Genomic DNA, 18,873 nt, shown 5'->3' with positions numbered 1-18,873 from the left:
GCTGGCTTCGCGATCGCAACCAAGCGCCACTTAACGCAAATTTCACCGCTTTGCCGGCATATGCGGCGAATGGTGGGGACTATAGCATGAATTCGACGATGAAGCCGCGAAACCGTAGCGAGGACGCCCGACGCGACATGATCGCAGGGGGAATCGTCGTCGCCGCGATCGTGATGTTCGTCGGCACCGGCGGCAATGTGATGCAGGCGGTGGTGCAGACGCTGATCGGCATCGGCGGCGGGCCGGACAAGGTCTTGTCGGCGGCGCTGATCCTGAATGTTGCGCTGATCCTGTTCGGCTGGCGCCGTTACGAAGACCTCAACCGCGAGATTCGCGAGCGCACCGAGGCCGAACAGCGCGCGCGCTATCTGGCCGACACCGATCCGCTGACGGGCTTTCTGAACCGCCGCGCGCTGATCGTTGCGGGGCAGCAGCTCATCGCCAGCGCCGTGGCCGAAAAGCGCAACGTTGCCCTGTTCCTGCTCGACCTCGACCATTTCAAGACGGTCAACGACATCCACGGCCACGCCGCGGGCGACCGCGTGTTGCAGGTCGCGGCCGAGCGAATCACCGCCATCCTGCCGCCCAATGCGACCAAGGCGCGGCTCGGTGGCGACGAATTCGTCGCGATGATCCCGTTCGAGCCCGCCGCGCGCGCCAACATCGACGCGCTCGCCGCGGCACTGGTTTCGTCGCTCGAGGATTCGGTCGCCCACGATGCGCAGCATATCCGCATCGGCGCCTCGCTCGGCATCGCGCTTGCCAGCGACGCGAGCATGACGATGGAAACCATGATCCGCCAGGCCGACATCGCGATGTATCACTGCAAGGACGAGGGTCGGAACCGCTATTGCTGGTTCGAGCAGGGCATGGAAATGGCCGTCCAGGTCCGCAACCAGATCGAAAACGGCATCCGCGAAGGCATGCCGCGCGGCGAGTTCATTCCCTTTTTCGAACCGCAGGTCGACATCGCGACCGGCCGCCTTGTCGGCTTCGAAATGCTGATGCGCTGGGATTCGCCCGAATATGGTATGATCCCGCCCGAACGCTTCATCCCGATCGCCGAGGAAAGCGGGCTGATCGGCGAATTGTCCCTGCTGGTCATCCGCCGCGCGATGGAAATCGCCAAAGGCTGGGATCCGTCGATCATTCTCGCGGTCAATATTTCTCCGCAACAGCTCAAGGACCCCTGGTTCAGCCAGAAGCTCACCAAGCTGCTGGTCGAAACGGGCTACCCCGCCAGCCAGCTCGAGGTCGAGATTACCGAAAGCTCGCTGTTCGAAAATCTGCCGCTCGTCCGCTCGATCGTCACCAGCCTCAAGAATCAGGGCGTGTCGCTCAGCCTCGACGATTTCGGCACCGGCTATAGTTCCTTGTCGCACCTGCGTGCGCTGCCCTTCGACCGCATCAAGATCGACCGCAGCTTCGTCGCCGCGATGCGCGGCAGCCCCGATGCGCAGGCGATTGTGGTGGCAATTGTGCGCCTCGGCGAAAGCCTCGCCATGCCGATCACTGCCGAAGGCGTCGAAGACGAAGTAACCGCCATCGAACTGACGCGGCTCGGCTGCGCGAAGGGCCAAGGCTGGTTCTTCGGTCGCGCCGCGTCCGCCGACGACACGGCGCGCCTGCTTGCCGACCGCGGCCTGCTCCGCGCGCCCGCGCTGCCGCAAACGCCGCCGCCCGCCGGCGACGAGGAAGTGCTGCGCAAGACGGCCTGACGCCGCCACATCGCTAGACTTCGCCCGTCGGCGCCCTTACATGCGCGGACTATGGCGGACCGCTTCACCAAGATGCATGGCCTCGGCAACGACTTCGTCGTGATCGATGCGCGCGCGAACAGCGTCGAGATGACGCCGGCGCGGGCGCATGCGATTGCCGATCGCCGCCACGGCATCGGCTGCGACCAGCTTATCCTGCTCGAACCGTCGTCGAAGGCCGACGTCAAAATGCGTATCTTCAACGCCGATGGCAGCGAGGTCGAGGCGTGCGGCAATGCGACGCGCTGCGTCGCCACGCTGATCGGCAAGCCCGCAGTCATCGAAACGCTGGGCGGAATGCTGCGCGTGACCCCCGCCGACGGCGGCGCCGAAGTCGTGCTGGGTGAACCCGTCTTCGACTGGGAGCATATTCCGCTCGCCATGCCGATGGACACCCGCGACATGCCCGTCGCTTGGGACGAACTGGAACATGGCGCGGCGGTCAATGTCGGCAATCCGCACATCATTTTCTTCGTCCCCGAAGCCGATGCGGTCGCACTGGGCGACCTGGGCCCGCGGATCGAGACCGACCCCCTGTTTCCCGAGCGGGTCAACGTCAATGTCGCCAGCCTCGACGGCGAAAATCAGCTTCAGCTTCGCGTCTGGGAACGCGGCGTCGGGCTGACGCAGGCGTGCGGCACGGGCGCGTGCGCGACCGCGGTCGCCGCCATCCGCGCCGGCATCGTCAAATCGCCCGTCACCGTGTCGCTGCCCGGCGGCGATCTGGTGATCCGCTGGTCCCCCGGCGAGCCGATCGTGATGAGCGGCGCGGCGACCCGCGTGTTCGAGGGCGAGACCGACTGGGCGCAATTCGGATGAGCGTTGCCGAAGCCGACCGGGTCGAGGTCGTCAATTTCGGGTGCCGGCTGAACCTGGCCGAAGGCGAAGCGATCCGCGCCGCCGCGACGCGCGCCACAGCGCGCGACACGATCGTGTTCAACAGCTGCGCGGTGACCGACGAAGCGGTGCGCCAGACCCGCCAGGCCGTGCGGCGCGCGCTACGCGAGCGCCCCGACACTGCGGTGGTCGTTACCGGCTGCGCCGCCGAACTGGAGGCCGAGCGCTTTGCCGCAATGGGTGCGCGGGTGGTCGCCAACGATGCGAAGGGGCTAACGGCAAGCTACCAAGTCGAAAACGGTGCTTCGACAAGCTCGGCACGAGCGGAGATGGATGACGGAGCTCCTCCGTCACCGTTCGCCCTGAGCCTGTCGAAGGGCCGTTCTTCCGTTCCCTACACCCCCGCCCTCTCCGGCGCCGACCACGCCCGCGCCTTTCTGGGCGTCCAGACCGGTTGTTCGCATAGCTGCACTTTCTGCGCGACGGTGCTGGCACGCGGAGCCGCCCGCTCGGCAACGGTCGAATCGATCCTGACAGCGGCCCGGACGGCGATAGACCGCGGCCAGCGCGAGATCGTGCTGACCGGGGTCGATCTTGCCAGCTATGGCGACGACAGCGGCACCAGCCTTGCTGCGCTGGTCGAAGCCTTGCTGCGCCTGCCCCTCGAACGGCTCCGCCTGTCGTCGCTCGATCCGCACCGCATCGACGCGGCGTTGTTCGCGCTGCTGACGCAGGAGGCGCGGATCATGCCGCACGTTCATCTCTCGCTGCAGGCGGGCGATGACATGGTGCTGACGCGGATGAAACGCCGCCACCGCCGCGCCGATGCCGTGCGGCTGGTCGAACGGCTGAAGACCGCGCGCCCGGCCATCGCGATCGGCGCCGACCTGATCGCGGGCTTTCCGACCGAGGATGCCGCCATGTTCGCGAACAGTCTGGCGCTGATCGACGATTGCGACATCGTTTTCGGTCACATCTTTCCCTACAGCGCGCGCAGCGGGACGCCCGCGGCTCGAATGCCGCAAGTCGGACGCGGCATGGCGCGCGAGCGGGCGGCGCGGCTGCGCGAGGCCAATGCGCGGCGGCGTCATGCCTGGCTGGACAGGCTGACGGGGTCGGCAACGACCATGTTGGTCGAGCGCGACGGCCGAACCGGCCATGCCGAAAACTTCGCCGCGCTGACATTGACCGCGCCCGCCGAACCGGGCGCCATCGTGCCGGTCCGGGCGGGCGCACGCGACGGCGACAGAATGATTGCGGAAAGGATATCGGGATGAGCGGACCGAGCTGGAGCGAGCGGCTGCTCGGCGGCTTTCGGCGCACGTCGGAACGGCTTGGCGAAAATCTCGCGGGACTGACGGGCAAGTCGCGCCTCGACGAAGACGACCTCGACCGGATCGAGGAAGCGCTGATTACCGCCGACCTTGGCCCCGGCATGGCGGCGCGTATCCGCGATCGCCTGTCCGAACGCCGCGACGTCGCAGCGAACGGCACCGACGAATTGCGCCGGGTCGTGGCCGAGGAGATTGCGGCGGTGCTGCGTCCGGTCGCCGAGCCGCTTGAAATCGATGCCTTCCCCCGCCCCCAGGTCATTTTGGTGATCGGGGTCAACGGATCGGGCAAGACCACGACCATCGCGAAGCTCGCGCATTTGTTCCAGGAACAGGATTATGGCGTGATGCTGGTCGCCGGCGATACCTTCCGTGCCGCCGCGATCGGCCAGCTCAAGGTCTGGGCCGAACGGCTGGGCGTGCCGATCGTCACCGGACCCGAGGGCGGCGACGCGGCGGGCATCGTGTTCGATGCGGTCAAGCAGGCGACCGCGACAGGCATCGACGTGCTGATCGTCGACACCGCCGGGCGGCTCCAGAACAAGCGCGAGCTGATGGACGAGCTGGCCAAGATCAAGCGCGTACTCGGCCGCCTCAACCCCGCAGCACCGCACGACGTCGTGCTCGTTCTCGACGCAACCACCGGCCAGAATGCGCTGTCGCAGATCGACGTGTTCCGTGACGTGGCGGGCGTGACCGGGCTCGTGATGACCAAGCTCGACGGCACCGCGCGCGGCGGCGTCCTCGTCGCTGCGGCCGAACGCCACGGCCTTCCCATCCACGCGATCGGCATCGGCGAAACGATCGACGATCTGCGCCCCTTCGACCCCGACGAGATCGCGGGCATCATTGCAGGAAATATCCGATGAGCGAACCGCTCGACCAGCTTCCCGGCGGCCCCGAACCCGTCCCCGCCGCGCCGCCCGCCAAGCATGGCTGGCTGAACTTCGCGATCGACTTCGGTCCGCTGCTCGTCTTTTTCCTGACCTACAAGTTCACCGCCGGCGGGCAGGGTGCCTTCGCCGCGACTACGGGCGCGATCAAGGGCACGATCGCCTTCATGGTCGCGATCCTCGTTGCGATGGGCATCTCGAAATGGAAGCTCGGGCGGATTTCGCCGATGCTGTGGATGTCGGGTATCCTCGTCATCGGGTTCGGCGCGCTGACCGTCTATCTCCACGATCCCAAATTCATCGTGATGAAGCCGACGATCATCTATGCGGTCTTTGCGCTGATGCTGCTCGGCGGCTGGTGGTTCAAGAAGCCGATGCTCAAATATCTGCTCCAGTCGGCGCTCGACGGGATGACCGAACGCGGCTGGCTGCTGCTGTCGCGCAACTGGGGCTTGTTCTTCGCCTCGCTCGGCATCGCGAACCATGTGATGTACGTGCTGATCGAAGCCGGGCGGATGAGTTTCGATACTTGGCTGACGATCAAGGTCTGGGGCGTGACCGCGCTGTCCTTCCTCTTCACGCTGACGCAGGTGCCGGTGATGCTGAAGAACGGGCTGGCGGTTCCGGACGGCGAAGCGAAATAGGCGTCGGCTTTGAGGCCAGAGGCGGTAATCAGCCGTCGATCGCCGCCTTGTGCATCCGTCCGTTGAGGACATAGTGGGCAACGCCCATCTGCATTCCCGCCGCCTGCGCGTCGCCGATCTCGCGCACCCGGCGCGCCGGCGACCCCGCCCATAGTTCGCGGTCCGGAATTTCCTTATTCTCGGTCAACAGCGCGCCCGCCGCGAGCATCGCGTCGCTGCCGATGCGGCAGCCGTTCATCACCGTCGCCTTCAGTCCGACAAAGGCGCGGTCGGCGAGCGTGCAGCCGTGCACCATCGCCATATGGCCGATCAGTACATCCTCGCCGATGATCGTCGGATACCCTTCGGGGCGGCCCGGCATGGGTCCGTCGCAGTGCACGACGCTGCCGTCCTGGATATTCGACCGCGCGCCAACGACGATGCGGCTGACGTCGGCGCGCAGCACGCAATTATACCAGATGCTGACGTCGGGTCCGATCGTCACGTCGCCGATGATCCGGCAACCCGGCGCAATGAAGGCGCTCGGATCGATTTGCGGCGACTTGCCGTTGACGCTGATGATGCTGACGTCGGTGTAGGTCATTCATGTTTCCCGATCAGATTGCCCCAGAGAAGTATCGGTAGCGTGGACGCATAATCGTCGGTCCAGCGCTGGAACCCCGACTCACCACGCAGCGCGACCCAGGCGTCGTTCGCGGCGGCACTCTGACGGGGACGCAGGCCGTGCGTCAACTGGGCAAGGCGGGCGGGCGTCGCCGTCAGCGCCACCCAGTTCGATCCGGTGAGATCGCCGAACTCGCTGTCCTCCGGGCCCGGGTCGAGCCGGATCGCCGCGCTCCACCCGCGCCCTCGCGCCTCGGCGGCAAGCACGGGTTCCAGATCGAAGAAACGGTTCGAGATATGGACGAGCAGGATACCGCCGGGGCGCAGCGCGCGCGTATAGGCGTCGAACGCTTCACGCGTCAGCAGATGCAGCGGGATCGCGTCCGACGAAAAGGCATCGATGACCAGCACATCGAAGCGCGCCGGCGGCAGCTTCGCGATCTGCAAGCGCGCGTCGCCGATCACGATCGGCGTATCGGCGGCGCAGCGCGACAGGAAGGTGAATTTGGTGGGGTCGCGCGCGATATCGGCCATGACCGGGTCGATTTCGAAGATCGTCCAGTGCTGCCCGGCTTTGCGATAGCAGGACAAGGTGCCCGTCCCCAGGCCGACAATGCCGACGGCGGCATCTGGCCCGGCGAGTTCGGGCAGCCTGTCGAGCGTCAGGCCGACCCCCGACTGATGGCCATAATAGGTAGTCGGATCGAGTTCGTGGCCGGGCGTCGTGCGCTGGAGCCCGTGCAGCGTCGTGCCATGCGCAAGCCGCCGCTGCTGATGATAGCGGTCGTCGGTGACGGTATAGATACCGAAATAGCTGCGCACCCGCATCCCGTCGCGCCCCTTTTCGAGCGTCTGGACGCCCCCGAATCCGAGCATCAAGAGGAAGAGCACGGTGACATAGGCCCAGCGCCAGCGAATGACGAGCAGACCGACCGCCACGATGATCGCCGCCCAGACGACATGCGCGCCGTGCAGCGTCCCGTCCCAGGTCGCCACAAGCTTCCACGATGCGAAGGCCGCAATCGCGACCAGTGCGGCGACGACGGGTAGCGGGCGGCGCAGTCCCAGCCATTTTTCCCACGGCAGCAATGCAGGCAGCGGCAAAAGCATCGCCGCGGCAAGCACCAGCACCGGATGCTCATAGACCCAATTGAAGACGAGCGGCGCCACCAGCGCCGCGAAGGCGCCGCCAAGGACGCCCCCCGCCGACATGATGAGATAGAACAGGGTCAGATACCGCGGTCCCGGCCGCAGGAAATAGAGATAGCCGTGGAGCGCGGTCGCGACGACGAACAGCATGACGAGGCTCGCCAGCGCGACGAGCATCGTTCCGCCGCCCGTCCCGAGCAGCGCTTGCCCGCCGACGAGCAGCAGCAGCGCCGGGGCGATGGTCACGATGACGTTGGTCAGCGACGTCCAGCTGGAAAAGGCGATCACGAAGCTGAGCAGATAGAGCCCGAGCGGCAACACCCAGAGCAAAGGCATCGCGACGATATCGGTCGTCAGATGCGTCGTCGTCGACAGCATCAGGCCCGAAGGAACTGCGGCGATCAACAGCCAATGCACCTGTCGCCGCCAACCCGGCCTGGCCTCGTCACCCGCGGCGTCGGTCGGCTGAACGCTTTCCGGGCCGCGTCCCCAGCGCGCCGCGGCGGCGGCCGCAACCAGCATGAACAGCAGAACATAGCCCAGCGTCCAGCCGATGCTCTGTTTCGCGAGCGGCAACAGCGGTTCGACGAGCGCGGGATAGCTGATCAGCCCGGCGAAGCTGCCCAGATTCGAAGCCGCATAGAGGAAATAGGGATCGCCGGCGCGCGGATCGGCGGCGAACCAGCGCTGCATCAACGGCGCCTGCGCCGAAACCGCGAAGAAGACGGGACCGATCGAGGCAAAGAGCAGGAGCGGCACCCACAGCGCCTCCTGCCCCGGTGCCGGCGGTGCGATCCGCGCAAGACCGACCGGCAGCCACAGCGCCGCAACGAGCAGCAGGCCGAGATGGATCATCGCCTGCCGCCGCACCGCGAAACGCCCGAGCCAATGCGCATAGGCATAGCCGCCAAGGAGCAGCGCCTGATAGACAAGCATCGCGCTGTTCCACACCGCCGGCGCCCCGCCGAGCCGCGGCAACACCATGCGGGCGACCATCGGCTGAACGAGGAAGAGCAGGAAACTGCCGACCAAGATGGTCAGAACGAACAGGGGCCGACGCGGCGAAGCGGAAGCGATCATGCAGTGAGCAGCCTCGCCGCGTGAAGTGCGTGATAGCTCAGAACCCCCGACGCGCCGGCGCGCCGGAAGGCGAGCAGGGTTTCGAGGACGAGCGCATCGCGGTCGCCCGCACCTGCCGCCGCGGCGGCCTCGATCATCGCATATTCGCCCGACACCTGATAGGCATAGACCGGCACCGCGAACGCGTCCTTCACCGCGCGCACGACGTCGAGATAGGGCAGACCCGGCTTGACCATCACGCTGTCGGCGCCCTCGGCAAGATCCTGTTCGACCTCGCGCAGCGCCTCTTCGACATTGGCGGGGTCCATCTGATAGGTCTTCTTGTCGCCCTTCAGCAGCCCGCGCGATCCCACCGCATCGCGGAAGGGGCCATAGAAGGCCGACGCATATTTGGCGGCATAACTCATGATCTGGACATGACCGAAGCCCTCGATCTCCAGCGCTTCGCGGATCGCACCGATGCGTCCGTCCATCATGTCGCTGGGCGCGATGATGTCCGCGCCCGCGCGCGCCTGGTTGAGCGCCTGGCCGACCAGCACCTCGACCGTTTCGTCGTTGAGGACATAGCCTGCCGCGTCGATCAGCCCGTCCTGCCCGTGGCTGGTATAGGGATCGAGCGCGACGTCGGTCAGCACGCCGATCGCATCGCCGAGCGCGTCCTTGATCGCCGCGGTCGCGCGGCATATCAGATTGTCGGGATTGAGCGCTTCGGCGCCGTCCTCGCTGCGCCGGTCGGGCTGCGTATAGGGAAAGAGGGCGAGACAGGGGATGCCCGCGTCGACCGCATCGCGCGCGCGCGCAACGAGCAGGTCGACCGACCATCGCGACACGCCGGGCAGGCTGGCGATCGGTTCTTCGACACCGTCGCCCGGACAGACGAATAGCGGCCAGATCAGATTGGCGGGGGTCAACTGCGTCTCGCGCACCATCGCGCGGCTCCAGGCGGTTCGGCGGGTGCGGCGCAGGCGCAGGTCGGGGAAAGCGGCGTGAGTCATGCCCGTGTGCATAGCGGCGCTTGGCCGCCGGGCAAATGGATATTGGCCGCCGTCAGATTCCTCCGCCGGCCCGCTTCGATGCGGTGTCGGCCAGCGAACCGAGCTTGGGCCCTTCGGCGGGCCGGGCGGCGACCGGCGTCAGCGCGGCGCCGACCGAGACCGAGGTGAGCTGGCGGATGCGGGCACGGAAATCGGCGAGCGCCTTGCCTTCGAGTTGCGCGCGCGTCACGAAGCTGACCGACAGCGGGTTCACCGCAACGCCGTTGCGATAGACTTCATAGTGAAGATGCGGGCCGGTCGACAGGCCGCTCGACCCGATATAGCCGATGACCTGACCGCGATTGACATGTTGACCGGGGCGCACCGCGATGCGGCTCATATGGCCGTAACCGGTGCCCAGACCCGCGCCATGGTTCAGTTTCACATAGTTGCCGAAACCGCCGGTCCGCCCCGCGATCGTCACCACGCCGTCGCTGACCGCATAAATGGGCGCGCCGTAGCCGCCGCCGAAATCGACGCCGCTGTGCATGCGCGTGTAGCCGAGGATCGGGTGGCGGCGCATGCCGAAGGTCGAGGTGATGCGGCCGTTCGTCGGACGGATCATGCCGCCGCGCTGCTGCCCGATGCCCGACGCCTCATACCATTGGGTGCGGCCATCGACCGTCCATTCGATCATCGACAGCTTCGGTTTTCCGCCGCGCACCAGCCCGGCGTAAAGCAGCTTGCCCGTCTCGCTCTCGCCCGTTTCGGCGCGGCGATGGTCGAGGATGATGTCGAATTCGTCCGATGCGCTAATATCGCTGCCGACCGAAATCTGGCGGCTGATCACGCGCAGATAGGATTGGATCGCCTCGGGCGGTGCGCCGGCGGCGCGCGCCGAGCGATAGAGGCTGTCGCCGACCCGGCCGCGGATGCGCAGCGGTGTATTGTCGACCGCGATCGGGATGCGGCGCATCACCAGTCGGCCGTCGATACGCTCCATCTCGATCCGCAAGTCGAAGCGCGCCCGCATCGCGAGTGCATCGACCGGGCGCGGCATCGTGCGCGCGGCGCGGCGGCCGAGGATCAGGTCGATCCGCGTTCCCGCGGCGATATCGGACAGCGGCACGGCGCCCGCGACCTGGCTGGCGATCGCCTGCGCATCGGGGCTGCCGACGCCCGAGCGTTCGAGCACGCGGGCGAAGCTGTCGCCCTGCCCCAGCGTCGCGGTGAGTTCGATCTGCGGCCGTTCGGGCGTCTGGGCCAGCGGGCGCACCGCGTCGGTCGCCGCCATATGGCGCCCGGTGTCGCCACCATAGGCGATCGGCACGATCATCTGCGCGCGCGCTTCGTTGAAGTCCGATGCGTCGAGCGCCGGAGCGCCGCCGATCTCGAGCGGTTTCAGCCCCGGAAAGGTCGATATGGCCGTGCCGCACAGCAAGGTGAGCGTGGCCAGCCCGCGCCACCATTCCGCCGATCCGATATTGTCGCCAAGGTCGGGGACGAGGTCGATATGCGCGAAACGGTCGCGCAGCGCGTCGATCCAGGACAGCGCGCGGGGCGATTCGTCCGCGGCACGGCGCAGCGAAATCGCCTGCGACATCGACAGGGTCGCGGCATTGCCCGACATACCCGCGATGGGTTCGTGACGCTGAAACAAATCGCAACCCCCGCTCGACGGGCCCCCAAAGCCCGGCCGTCGATGATGTTTTCGACCCGAGGTCTGTAAACAAAGGCCGTTAAAGTCAATTTAACGGCCACGCGAACGCGCGGGCTTGCGGCCAGTCGTGGCACGTGCGGGTTATGATGTGCCGCGATCGGGAAATCGACCGGATCGCCCCGCCTTCGTCGATCCGCTGTTGCGCCGCCGCGCCGCCCGTGCCAGCGTTGCATCCAAGAAAATGCCGTCCCACTCCTCCCACCCGGTCAAGGCTGTCCTTGGCCCCACCAACACCGGCAAAACCCATTTGGCGGTCGAGCGCCTGACGGCGCACGCCAGCGGAATGATCGGTTTTCCGCTGCGCCTGCTGGCGCGCGAGGTCTATGACCGGGTCGTCGCGATCAAAGGGCCCGCGCAGGTCGCCCTCGTCACTGGCGAGGAACGCATCTGGCCCGCCGAAGCGCGCTATGTGTTGGGAACGATGGAGGCGCTGCCGGTCGATCGCGACGTCGCCTTCGTCGGCATCGACGAGGCGCAACTCGGCGCCGACCCCGAGCGCGGCCATGTCTTTACCGACCGCGTGCTGCGCGCGCGCGGCCGCGAAGAGACGATGATCCTTGGTTCGGCGAGCATCAAGGGGCTGGTGCGCGATCTGGTTCCCGAAATCGACGTCATCAGCCGGCCGCGCTTTTCGACGCTGAGCTATGCCGGCGCAGCAAAGCTGTCGCGCCTGCCCAAACGATCGGCGATCGTCGCCTTTTCGGCCGAGGAGGTTTATGCGATCGCCGAAATGCTGCGCCGCTTTTCGGGCGGCGCCGCGGTGGTCATGGGCGCGCTCAGCCCCAAGACGCGCAACGCGCAGGTCGCGATGTTCGAAGCGGGCGAAGTCGACTATCTCGTCGCCACCGACGCGATCGGCATGGGGCTGAACCTCGACGTCCAGCATGTCGCCTTCGCCTCCCTGCACAAATTCGACGGGCGCCGGGTCCGCCGCCTGACCATATCGGAAATGGCGCAGATCGCCGGACGCGCCGGGCGGCACCAGCAGGACGGCAGTTTCGGCACTGTCGGCCAGCCACAGGGCGGCTTCACGCCCGAAGAAATCGCCGCGATCGAGGGGCATCATTTCCCGCCGCTGACCAGCCTGTTCTGGCGCAATCCGGCGCCGCGCTTCGATACGCTCGACACGCTGATCGCCGACCTTGCGCGGCCGCCCGAGCACAAGGCGCTGCGCCCGGCCCCCGAAGCCGTCGATATTGCGGTGCTCAAGCATCTGGCGAGCGACATGGAGGTGCGCGCACGCGCCGACGAAGCCGCCGCGGTGCAGCGCCTGTGGGACGTGTGCGGCCTCCCCGATTTCGAACAGCTCGGCCCCGAACATCATAGCCGCACCGTCCTCAAGCTGTGGCAATGGCGCACAAGCGGCAACGGGATGATCGACCCCGACTGGTTCGCGCGCCGCCTCGCCCGGCTCGACCAGGTCGATGGCGATATCGACCAGCTCGCGAGCCGCATCGCCGCGGTCCGCACATTATGCTTTATCGCCCAGCGGGGCGACTGGATCGAAGGCGGCGCCGGATGGACCGAGCGCACGCAGGACCTCGAATCGCGATTGTCCGACGCGCTGCATGCGGCGCTCGCACAGCGTTTCGTCGATCGCCGCCTGGCGCTGCTGATCCGCGATGCGGGGCAGCGCCACGCCGCGCTGCCGGTCGCGGTCGGCCCCGACGGCACCGTCGCCGTCGACGGCGAAGCGATCGGGACGCTCAAAGGCTTTCAGTTCAAGGTCGATCCCGGCGCGCGCGCCAGCGATCACCGCCTTTTACTCGCCGCCGCCGAGAAGCATCTGCGCGCCGAACTCGCCCGCCGCGCCGCGCTGCTTGCAAGCGGCGAGGACAAGGCGATCGAACTGGTCAGCGAAGCCGGCGCGCCGCCGCGGCTCGCTTGGCACGGCCAGACGATCGCGACACTCGCGCGCGGCCCGACACTTGTACAGCCGGCGATCCAGATCGACCCGTCGCTTCGGCGGCTCGAACCGCAGCAGGTGCAAGCGATCGCCGAGCGGTTGCAGATTTTCGTCGCCGAACAGCTCGCGCGCCATGCCGCGCCGCTGGCCGCGATGGGCGAAGCGGCGGGCGACCTGTTCACCCCGCCGCATGTCCGCGCGCTGCTCGCCGCGCTCGTCGATGGCGGCGGCATGGCGCCGCGCGCGCAGGTCGAGGCGCAACTGGGCGCGATGAGCGCCGAAGAGCGTCCCTATCTGCGCAAGCTGGGGCTGACCGTCGGGTCGCTCGACCTATTTCATCACCTGCTGCTCAAGCCCGAAGCCGTGCGCTGGCGCGCCGCGCTGCTTGCGGCGCAACAAGGAAGCGCGCCGATCCCGGCGCTGCCGCCGCAGGGCGCGGTGCTGCAAAAGACCGGCCATCACGGCGGGCTGCGCATCGCAGGTTTCCGCCGCTGCGCCTCGGGATGGCTGCGTATCGACATGGCCGAAAAGCTGGCGCGTCAGGCCCATGCCGCACGTCTGAAGGCCGCGCATCCGCCGACCGAGCCCGTCGCGGGTGCAGCCGAACATCATGCCGACCATCCTGACGGCGCCGACGAAGGTCATGGGGTTTCGGCCGCGCCGCCGCCCGGCTTCGTCATCGACCCGGCGCTCGCCACCTCGCTCGGGCTTGACGAGGAAACGCGCCGCGCGCTGCTGCAGGCGTTCGGCTTTCGCAGCATCGGCGAGCCCGCGCTCCAGCGCTGGCGCTGGTCTGGGCTGAAGGCCGCCGACAAGCGCAAGCGCCGCAAGCACAAGGCGGGCGACAAACGGCCTGAAACAAAGGCTACGACCTCGACCGATGGACACCCGGCACGGCACCGAGCCAAGCCGGGCAAGACCGGCAAGCCGAACACGGCAAAGGGTCAGCGGCCGCAGGGGCAGCAGCAGGGCAAAGCCGGGGCGCGGCCACCACGAACCGACCGTCCCGACCGCCCGGTCCGGCGCGGCCCGTCGCCGAACAGCCCCTTCGCCGGGTTGGCCGCGCTGATGGCAGAGGCGCGCAAGGACTGATGGCAAGCCCCGGCGCAGCAGGCAGCATCCGGCTCGACAAGCTGCTCTGGTATCTGCGCTTCGCGCGCTCGCGCAGCATCGCGCAGGCGATGGTCGCGGCGGGGCATATCCGCCTCGACGGCCGCCGCGTCAGCCGCGCGTCGGTCGCGGTCCATCCCGGCGCGACGATCGTGCTGCCGGTCGGCGAACGCATCGAAGTGATCCGCCTCCTGACCCTGCCGCCACGCCGCGGTCCCGCGCCCGAAGCGCAGGCCTGTTACGAACGACTGACCTCTGCGCCGGCCTCTCCGGGAAATGAGAGTGATTCGCAACTGGCGGCGGACCATTGACGCATCGCCGCCACGCGGCATAGGAGGCGGGGAATCGCAACAAGGGGCGGCAGCAATCCGCCACGAAGGGAGCCCTTACCCATGACCTATGTCGTCACCGACGCCTGCATCCGCTGCAAATATATGGATTGCGTCGAGGTTTGCCCCGTGGACTGCTTCTATGAGGGCGAGAATATGCTCGTCATCAACCCCAATGAATGCATCGATTGCGGCGTGTGCGAACCCGAATGCCCCGCCGAGGCGATTCTGCCCGATACCGAGAGCGGCCTTGAAAAATGGCTGGAAGTGAACAGCAAGTTCAGCGCCGAATGGCCGAACATCACGACCAAGAAGGACAGCCCCGCCGACGCCGACGAATATAAGGGCGTCGACGACAAATATGAAAAATTCTTCTCGCCCGAACCGGGCGAAGGCGACTGAGACCAGGGACAGGGCGGGATTTTCCCGCCCTTTTCTTTTGCAGCCGCCGCCGCTGAAACGCGGAGCGCTGCAAGGCCGCGCACCGCCCGTCGTTGAAGCGCCGCGGCACGGCGGCACCGAACGGGCTTTGCGCCATCGCTATGCGCGCCTATATCATGCGCATGACAAGCCCCACCGATCCCCGCCGCTTCCTCTACCGCGCCGATGCGCTCGACCCCGATCTGGCGCAGAAACTCGCGCGCGAGGCACTGGCGAAGGCCGACGATGGCGAGCTTTATCTGCAATATCGCGCGACCGAGAGCTTCGGCTTCGACGACGGGCGTCTGAAGACCGCCGATTATTCGACCGACGCCGGCTTCGGGCTGCGCGCCGTGACGGGCGAGATGACGGGCTTTGCGCATGCCAGCGACGTCAGCGCCGGCGCGATCCGTCGCGCCGCCGAAACGCTGGCGTTGCTCGATCCCGCGAAACAGGCACCCGCCGGCCCGCCGCCGCGCACCAACCGCCACCTCTATGACGAGGCGAACCCCCTCGACCTCGTCCCCTTCGCGAAGAAGGTCGAGCTCTGCCAGAAGATCGACGCCGCTGCGCGCGCGCGCGATCCGCGTATCGTGCAGGTGTCGGTCGCGCTCGCGGGTAGCTGGTCGGTGGTCGAAATCGTCCGCGCCGACGGCTTCCTCGCAACCGACATCCGCCCGCTCGTCCGCCTCAACGTCTCGATCGTCGTCGAAGAAAATGGACGGCGCGAGAGCGGCTATTTCGGCCTCGGCGGCCGTTATATGTACGATCACCTCTTCGAAGAGGCGCAGTGGAACCGCGCGATCGACGAGGCGCTGAATCAGGCGCTCGTCAATCTGCGCGCGGTCGATGCCCCCGCCGGCGAATTTACCGTGCTGCTCGGCCCCGGCTGGCCCGGCGTGCTGCTCCACGAAGCGGTCGGGCATGGGCTCGAGGGCGATTTCAACCGCAAGGGCACCAGCGCCTTTTCGGGCCGGATCGGGGAACGCGTCGCGGCGGCGGGCGTCACCGTGGTCGACGACGGCGCGATGGAAAGCCCGGTCGGCGGCGGTCGCCGCGGTTCGCTCAGCATCGACGACGAGGGTACGCCTACGGGCGAGACCGTGCTGATCGAGGACGGCATCCTCAAGGGCTATATGCAGGACCGCCTCAATGCGCGGCTGATGGGCGTCGAACCGACCGGCAATGGTCGCCGCGAAAGCTTTGCGCACGCGCCGATGCCGCGGATGACCAACACCTTCATGCGGGGTGGTAACGACGATCCCGCCGAGCTGCTGAGCCGCGTCAAGAACGGCATCTTCGCCAAGAGCTTCGGCGGCGGACAGGTGGACATCGTGTCGGGCAAGTTCGTGTTCAGCTGCACCGAAGCCTACAAGATCGAGAACGGCAAGATCGGGGACTCGATCAAGGGCGCGACCCTGATCGGCGACGGGCCGAGCGTGCTGACCAAAGTCAGCGGCATCGGCAACGACATGGCGATCGACGAAGGCATCGGCATCTGCGGCAAGGGGGGCCAGAGCGTCCCCGCGGGCGTCGGCCAGCCGACGCTGCTGGTGAACGGTCTGACGGTCGGCGGGACAGCCTGACAATCGCGTCATCGCGAAGGGCGAAGTGACGAAGCAATCTCAAGCGCCCGGCCTCGCGTGACGGCGATGACTCGAGATTGCTTTGCTTCGCTCGCAATGACGAAGACTGTGACAGCCCTCACTTGGCGTTCGCCCGATCCGCGCATATAGAGGACCAAACAAGAATAGATTTCGGTCGCATCATCCGTGGGGCACCCCCACAACAGGGAGGTTTGCATGCGTTCGAGTCTGCGTTTCGTGTCCGTCGCCGCCGTTGCCGCGATGCTCGCCGCCGTTCCGGGATCGGCGCAAAAGACCATGGGCCCCAAGGAACGTTATGAAATGGACGTCGCGACGATGTCGGGTTTCGCCGCGATGGCGGGGGGCGGTCGCGGCGGCCTGGGCGGCGCGATGAGCATGATGTTCGGCGGCGACCCGTCGAGCCGCGTCGCCTACACGCTCAACCTCCGTCTCGGCTCCGATCAGTCGCCGACCGCGCCGCCGCCCAAGGGCGATCATTATTTCGAACCGCAGGCCAAGCTCGGCAAATCGGTGCCGCTGATCGCGCCGCCGCGGGCCGAAGGCAGCTACACCCCCGAATTCGAACGGCCCAAGGGGCGACTGCTGCTCTATTGGGGCTGCGGCGCCAAGGCCGGTCCCGGCCAGCCTGTCATCATCGATTTTGCCAAGGTCGCGGCGGGACAGGTTCCGCCGGGCCTGTTCTCGAGCGCGGTGCCGATCATCCGCGAGGTCAGCCAGGCGAACAGCAAATCCTATGTCGACTGGCCGAACAGCAAGGGCGGCAAACAGCCGCAGGCGGGGTCGTCGCTGATCGGGGCGCACCGGATCAACAGCAATGTCGGGTCGGACATCAATTTCAATCTCGCGCAGGATTATATGCCGGGTCTCCAGGCCTCGACCGCGCAACAGGCCGACGGATCGGTGATGATCCGCTGGGGCGCGCTCCAGCCCGCGACCGGCTATGTCGCATGGACGATCGGCGGCATGGACCGCGGCGGCGGCAATGGCGACATGGTCTGGTGGACGAGCAGCGCATCGAAGGAATTCGGCGGCGGCCTGTGGGATTGGCTCCCCCCGTCGGTCGTCGCCAACCTGATCACGAAAAAGATCGTGATGCCGCCATCGCAGACAAGCTGCCAGATCCCGGCCGAGGTCAAGAAAGCGTCGGGCGAAATGATGATCGGCAATCTTAACGCCTTCGGTCCCGAAGCCAATTTCTCCTATCCGCCCAAGCCCGCGGGCAATGCGGTGTGGAATATCGACTGGACCGCCAAGGTGCGCTTCCGGTCGCACACCATGCTGCTCGTCGGCGCCGATATGGGCGGCATGGGCGCGATGGGCGGCAGCAGCGGCAGCGCCAGCACCCCCGCCGAACCGCCCAAGAAAAAGAAGTGCAAGGGACCGCTCGGCATCCCGCTGCCCGACGGCGCCTGCTGATTTCCGCCGGCGCTTTCAGGCTCGGTTCACGCGTCTCCGTCTATGGAGTGGGGAGGGGTAGGACATTTCGAACCGCAGGAGCCCTGTCATGCGTCCGCTGATTACCGCCATCATCGCCGCCGCCGCTGTCGCGGCGGTTCCCGCTGCCGCCACCGCGCGCGAAAAGCTCGCACCCGAGGCGCAGCTTGCCAAGCTGCTCGAAGGCCGCGTCGCCGGCAAGGCGCGCGACTGCATCTCGCTCTCGGCCGTCACGAGCAGCCAGGTCATCGACAAGACCGCTATCGTCTATCGCATCGGGGACACCCTGTGGGTCAACCGGCCGAAAAATGCCGACAGCCTCGACGACGACGATGTGCTGGTGACCAAGACGACGACGTCGCAGCTCTGTTCGATCGACACGGTCGAACTGCACGACCGTAGCAGCCACATGTACAACGGCTTCGTCTCGCTCGGCGAATTTACCCCCTATCGGCGCGCGGGATCGAACTGATAGACAAGGGGAATGTTCGACGACGATCTTCCCCCGCCTTCGCCGCCGCCCGCCGACTGGCCGCATCGGCTGCTCGCCTTCTGGTTCGACAGTCATGGCATGGACGACTGGTATGGCGGCGGCGCCGATTTCGATACGGCGGTACGCGATCTGGCCGCCGACTGGCTGGCGGCGCTGCGTAGCCAGCCTGCTCAGGCCTTTTTGACCGACGCCGACACCGCGCTCGCCGCGGCCATCTTGTTCGACCAGGTGCCGCGCAACATCTTTCGCGGCAGCGCCGAGGCCTTTGCTACCGACGATCTGGCGCGCCAGATTGCGCGCGGCATCGTCGCGCAGGGCTGGGACCAGCACTGGCCCGACGCGCGGCGTCAGTTCGCCTATCTGCCCTTCGAACATAGCGAGGATATCGCCGATCAGCGCGAATCGCTGCGCCTGATGTCCGAACTCGCCGATCCCGTCTTCCACGATTATGCGCAGAAGCATTTCGACATTATCGACCGTTTCGGACGCTTTCCCCACCGCAATGCCGCCCTCGGCCGCGCAACGCGTACCGATGAGCAGGCGGCGATAGAAGAGGGCAAGAATTGGTGATAGACCGGCCGCTGAA

16 protein-coding genes are annotated in these 18,873 nt (G+C 66.9%); 12 read left to right on the top strand and 4 right to left on the bottom strand.

Annotated features, from left to right (window positions below):
- Window positions 1–86: 86 nt before the first annotated feature.
- From ATE59_RS03100 to ATE59_RS03080, 5 genes are read left to right on the top strand one after another with little or no spacing between them, the layout of a single operon-like run.
- On the top strand, window positions 87–1,718 hold the full coding sequence (locus ATE59_RS03100; protein WP_003043036.1) for a putative bifunctional diguanylate cyclase/phosphodiesterase: 1,632 nt from the start codon (window positions 87–89) through the stop codon (window positions 1,716–1,718).
- Window positions 1,719–1,769: 51 nt separating this feature from the next.
- Entirely contained in the window at window positions 1,770–2,576 is an 807-nt protein-coding gene (dapF, locus tag ATE59_RS03095; RefSeq protein WP_003043039.1) for a diaminopimelate epimerase, read from the top strand.
- Window positions 2,573–3,871, top strand: coding sequence for a MiaB/RimO family radical SAM methylthiotransferase (locus ATE59_RS03090; protein WP_003043041.1), 1,299 nt, complete (start codon window positions 2,573–2,575; stop codon window positions 3,869–3,871). The genes dapF and ATE59_RS03090 overlap by 4 nt, the downstream gene beginning before the upstream one ends.
- Window positions 3,868–4,794: a signal recognition particle-docking protein FtsY gene (gene ftsY / locus ATE59_RS03085; protein ID WP_003043042.1), complete on the top strand. Its 927-nt coding sequence runs from the start codon at window positions 3,868–3,870 to the stop codon at window positions 4,792–4,794. Before ATE59_RS03090 ends, ftsY begins: the two co-directional genes overlap by 4 nt.
- Window positions 4,791–5,462, top strand: coding sequence for an inner membrane-spanning protein YciB (locus ATE59_RS03080; RefSeq protein WP_082657270.1), 672 nt, complete (start codon window positions 4,791–4,793; stop codon window positions 5,460–5,462). The genes ftsY and ATE59_RS03080 overlap by 4 nt, the downstream gene beginning before the upstream one ends.
- 28 nt (window positions 5,463–5,490) lie before the next feature.
- On the opposite strand, the gene ATE59_RS03075 is transcribed toward ATE59_RS03080, so the two are convergent.
- From ATE59_RS03075 to ATE59_RS03060, 4 genes are read right to left on the bottom strand one after another with little or no spacing between them, the layout of a single operon-like run.
- Window positions 5,491–6,045: a gamma carbonic anhydrase family protein gene (locus ATE59_RS03075; protein ID WP_058811148.1), complete on the bottom strand. Its 555-nt coding sequence runs from the start codon at window positions 6,043–6,045 to the stop codon at window positions 5,491–5,493.
- Window positions 6,042–8,294 (bottom strand): spermidine synthase, encoded by a 2,253-nt coding sequence (locus tag ATE59_RS03070; RefSeq protein WP_058811147.1) that lies wholly within the window; start codon window positions 8,292–8,294, stop codon window positions 6,042–6,044. The genes ATE59_RS03075 and ATE59_RS03070 overlap by 4 nt, the downstream gene beginning before the upstream one ends.
- Window positions 8,291–9,289 carry a porphobilinogen synthase gene (gene hemB, locus ATE59_RS03065; RefSeq protein WP_058811146.1) on the bottom strand — a complete coding sequence of 333 codons (999 nt, stop codon included), beginning with the start codon at window positions 9,287–9,289 and terminating at the stop codon, window positions 8,291–8,293. The genes ATE59_RS03070 and hemB overlap by 4 nt, the downstream gene beginning before the upstream one ends.
- 52 nt (window positions 9,290–9,341) lie before the next feature.
- Window positions 9,342–10,898, bottom strand: a complete 1,557-nt coding sequence (locus ATE59_RS03060) for a M23 family metallopeptidase (protein ID WP_058811145.1) — start codon at window positions 10,896–10,898, stop codon at window positions 9,342–9,344.
- A 271-nt stretch (window positions 10,899–11,169) separates the two neighbouring features.
- Between ATE59_RS03060 and ATE59_RS03055 the strand changes: the two genes are divergently transcribed.
- The 7 genes from ATE59_RS03055 to ATE59_RS03025 all read left to right on the top strand — a co-directional run bounded on the left by ATE59_RS03055 (window position 11,170) and on the right by ATE59_RS03025 (window position 18,857).
- Entirely contained in the window at window positions 11,170–13,986 is a 2,817-nt protein-coding gene (locus ATE59_RS03055; protein WP_058811298.1) for a helicase-related protein, read from the top strand.
- Window positions 13,986–14,315 (top strand): RNA-binding S4 domain-containing protein, encoded by a 330-nt coding sequence (locus ATE59_RS03050; RefSeq protein ID WP_003043057.1) that lies wholly within the window; start codon window positions 13,986–13,988, stop codon window positions 14,313–14,315. The genes ATE59_RS03055 and ATE59_RS03050 overlap by 1 nt, the downstream gene beginning before the upstream one ends.
- Before the next feature lie 81 nt (window positions 14,316–14,396).
- Window positions 14,397–14,735, top strand: coding sequence for a ferredoxin FdxA (fdxA, locus tag ATE59_RS03045; RefSeq protein WP_003043060.1), 339 nt, complete (start codon window positions 14,397–14,399; stop codon window positions 14,733–14,735).
- A 161-nt stretch (window positions 14,736–14,896) separates the two neighbouring features.
- Window positions 14,897–16,339, top strand: coding sequence for a metalloprotease TldD (gene tldD, locus ATE59_RS03040; RefSeq protein WP_058811297.1), 1,443 nt, complete (start codon window positions 14,897–14,899; stop codon window positions 16,337–16,339).
- Window positions 16,340–16,555: 216 nt separating this feature from the next.
- Window positions 16,556–17,776 (top strand): hypothetical protein, encoded by a 1,221-nt coding sequence (locus tag ATE59_RS03035; RefSeq protein ID WP_058811144.1) that lies wholly within the window; start codon window positions 16,556–16,558, stop codon window positions 17,774–17,776.
- 88 nt (window positions 17,777–17,864) lie between these two features.
- The gene (locus tag ATE59_RS03030; RefSeq protein ID WP_058811143.1) at window positions 17,865–18,266 is read left to right on the top strand and encodes a hypothetical protein; all 402 of its coding nucleotides are present in this window, start codon (window positions 17,865–17,867) and stop codon (window positions 18,264–18,266) included.
- Window positions 18,267–18,278: 12 nt separating this feature from the next.
- Window positions 18,279–18,857 carry a DUF924 family protein gene (locus ATE59_RS03025; RefSeq protein ID WP_058811142.1) on the top strand — a complete coding sequence of 193 codons (579 nt, stop codon included), beginning with the start codon at window positions 18,279–18,281 and terminating at the stop codon, window positions 18,855–18,857.
- Window positions 18,858–18,873 lie beyond the last annotated feature (16 nt).

It is taken from the genome of Sphingopyxis sp. A083 (genome assembly GCF_001468495.1).
GTDB lineage: Bacteria > Pseudomonadota > Alphaproteobacteria > Sphingomonadales > Sphingomonadaceae > Sphingopyxis > Sphingopyxis terrae.
The sequence above is the reverse complement of the archived record's forward strand: the minus strand, read 5'-3'. Positions and strand labels throughout refer to the sequence as shown.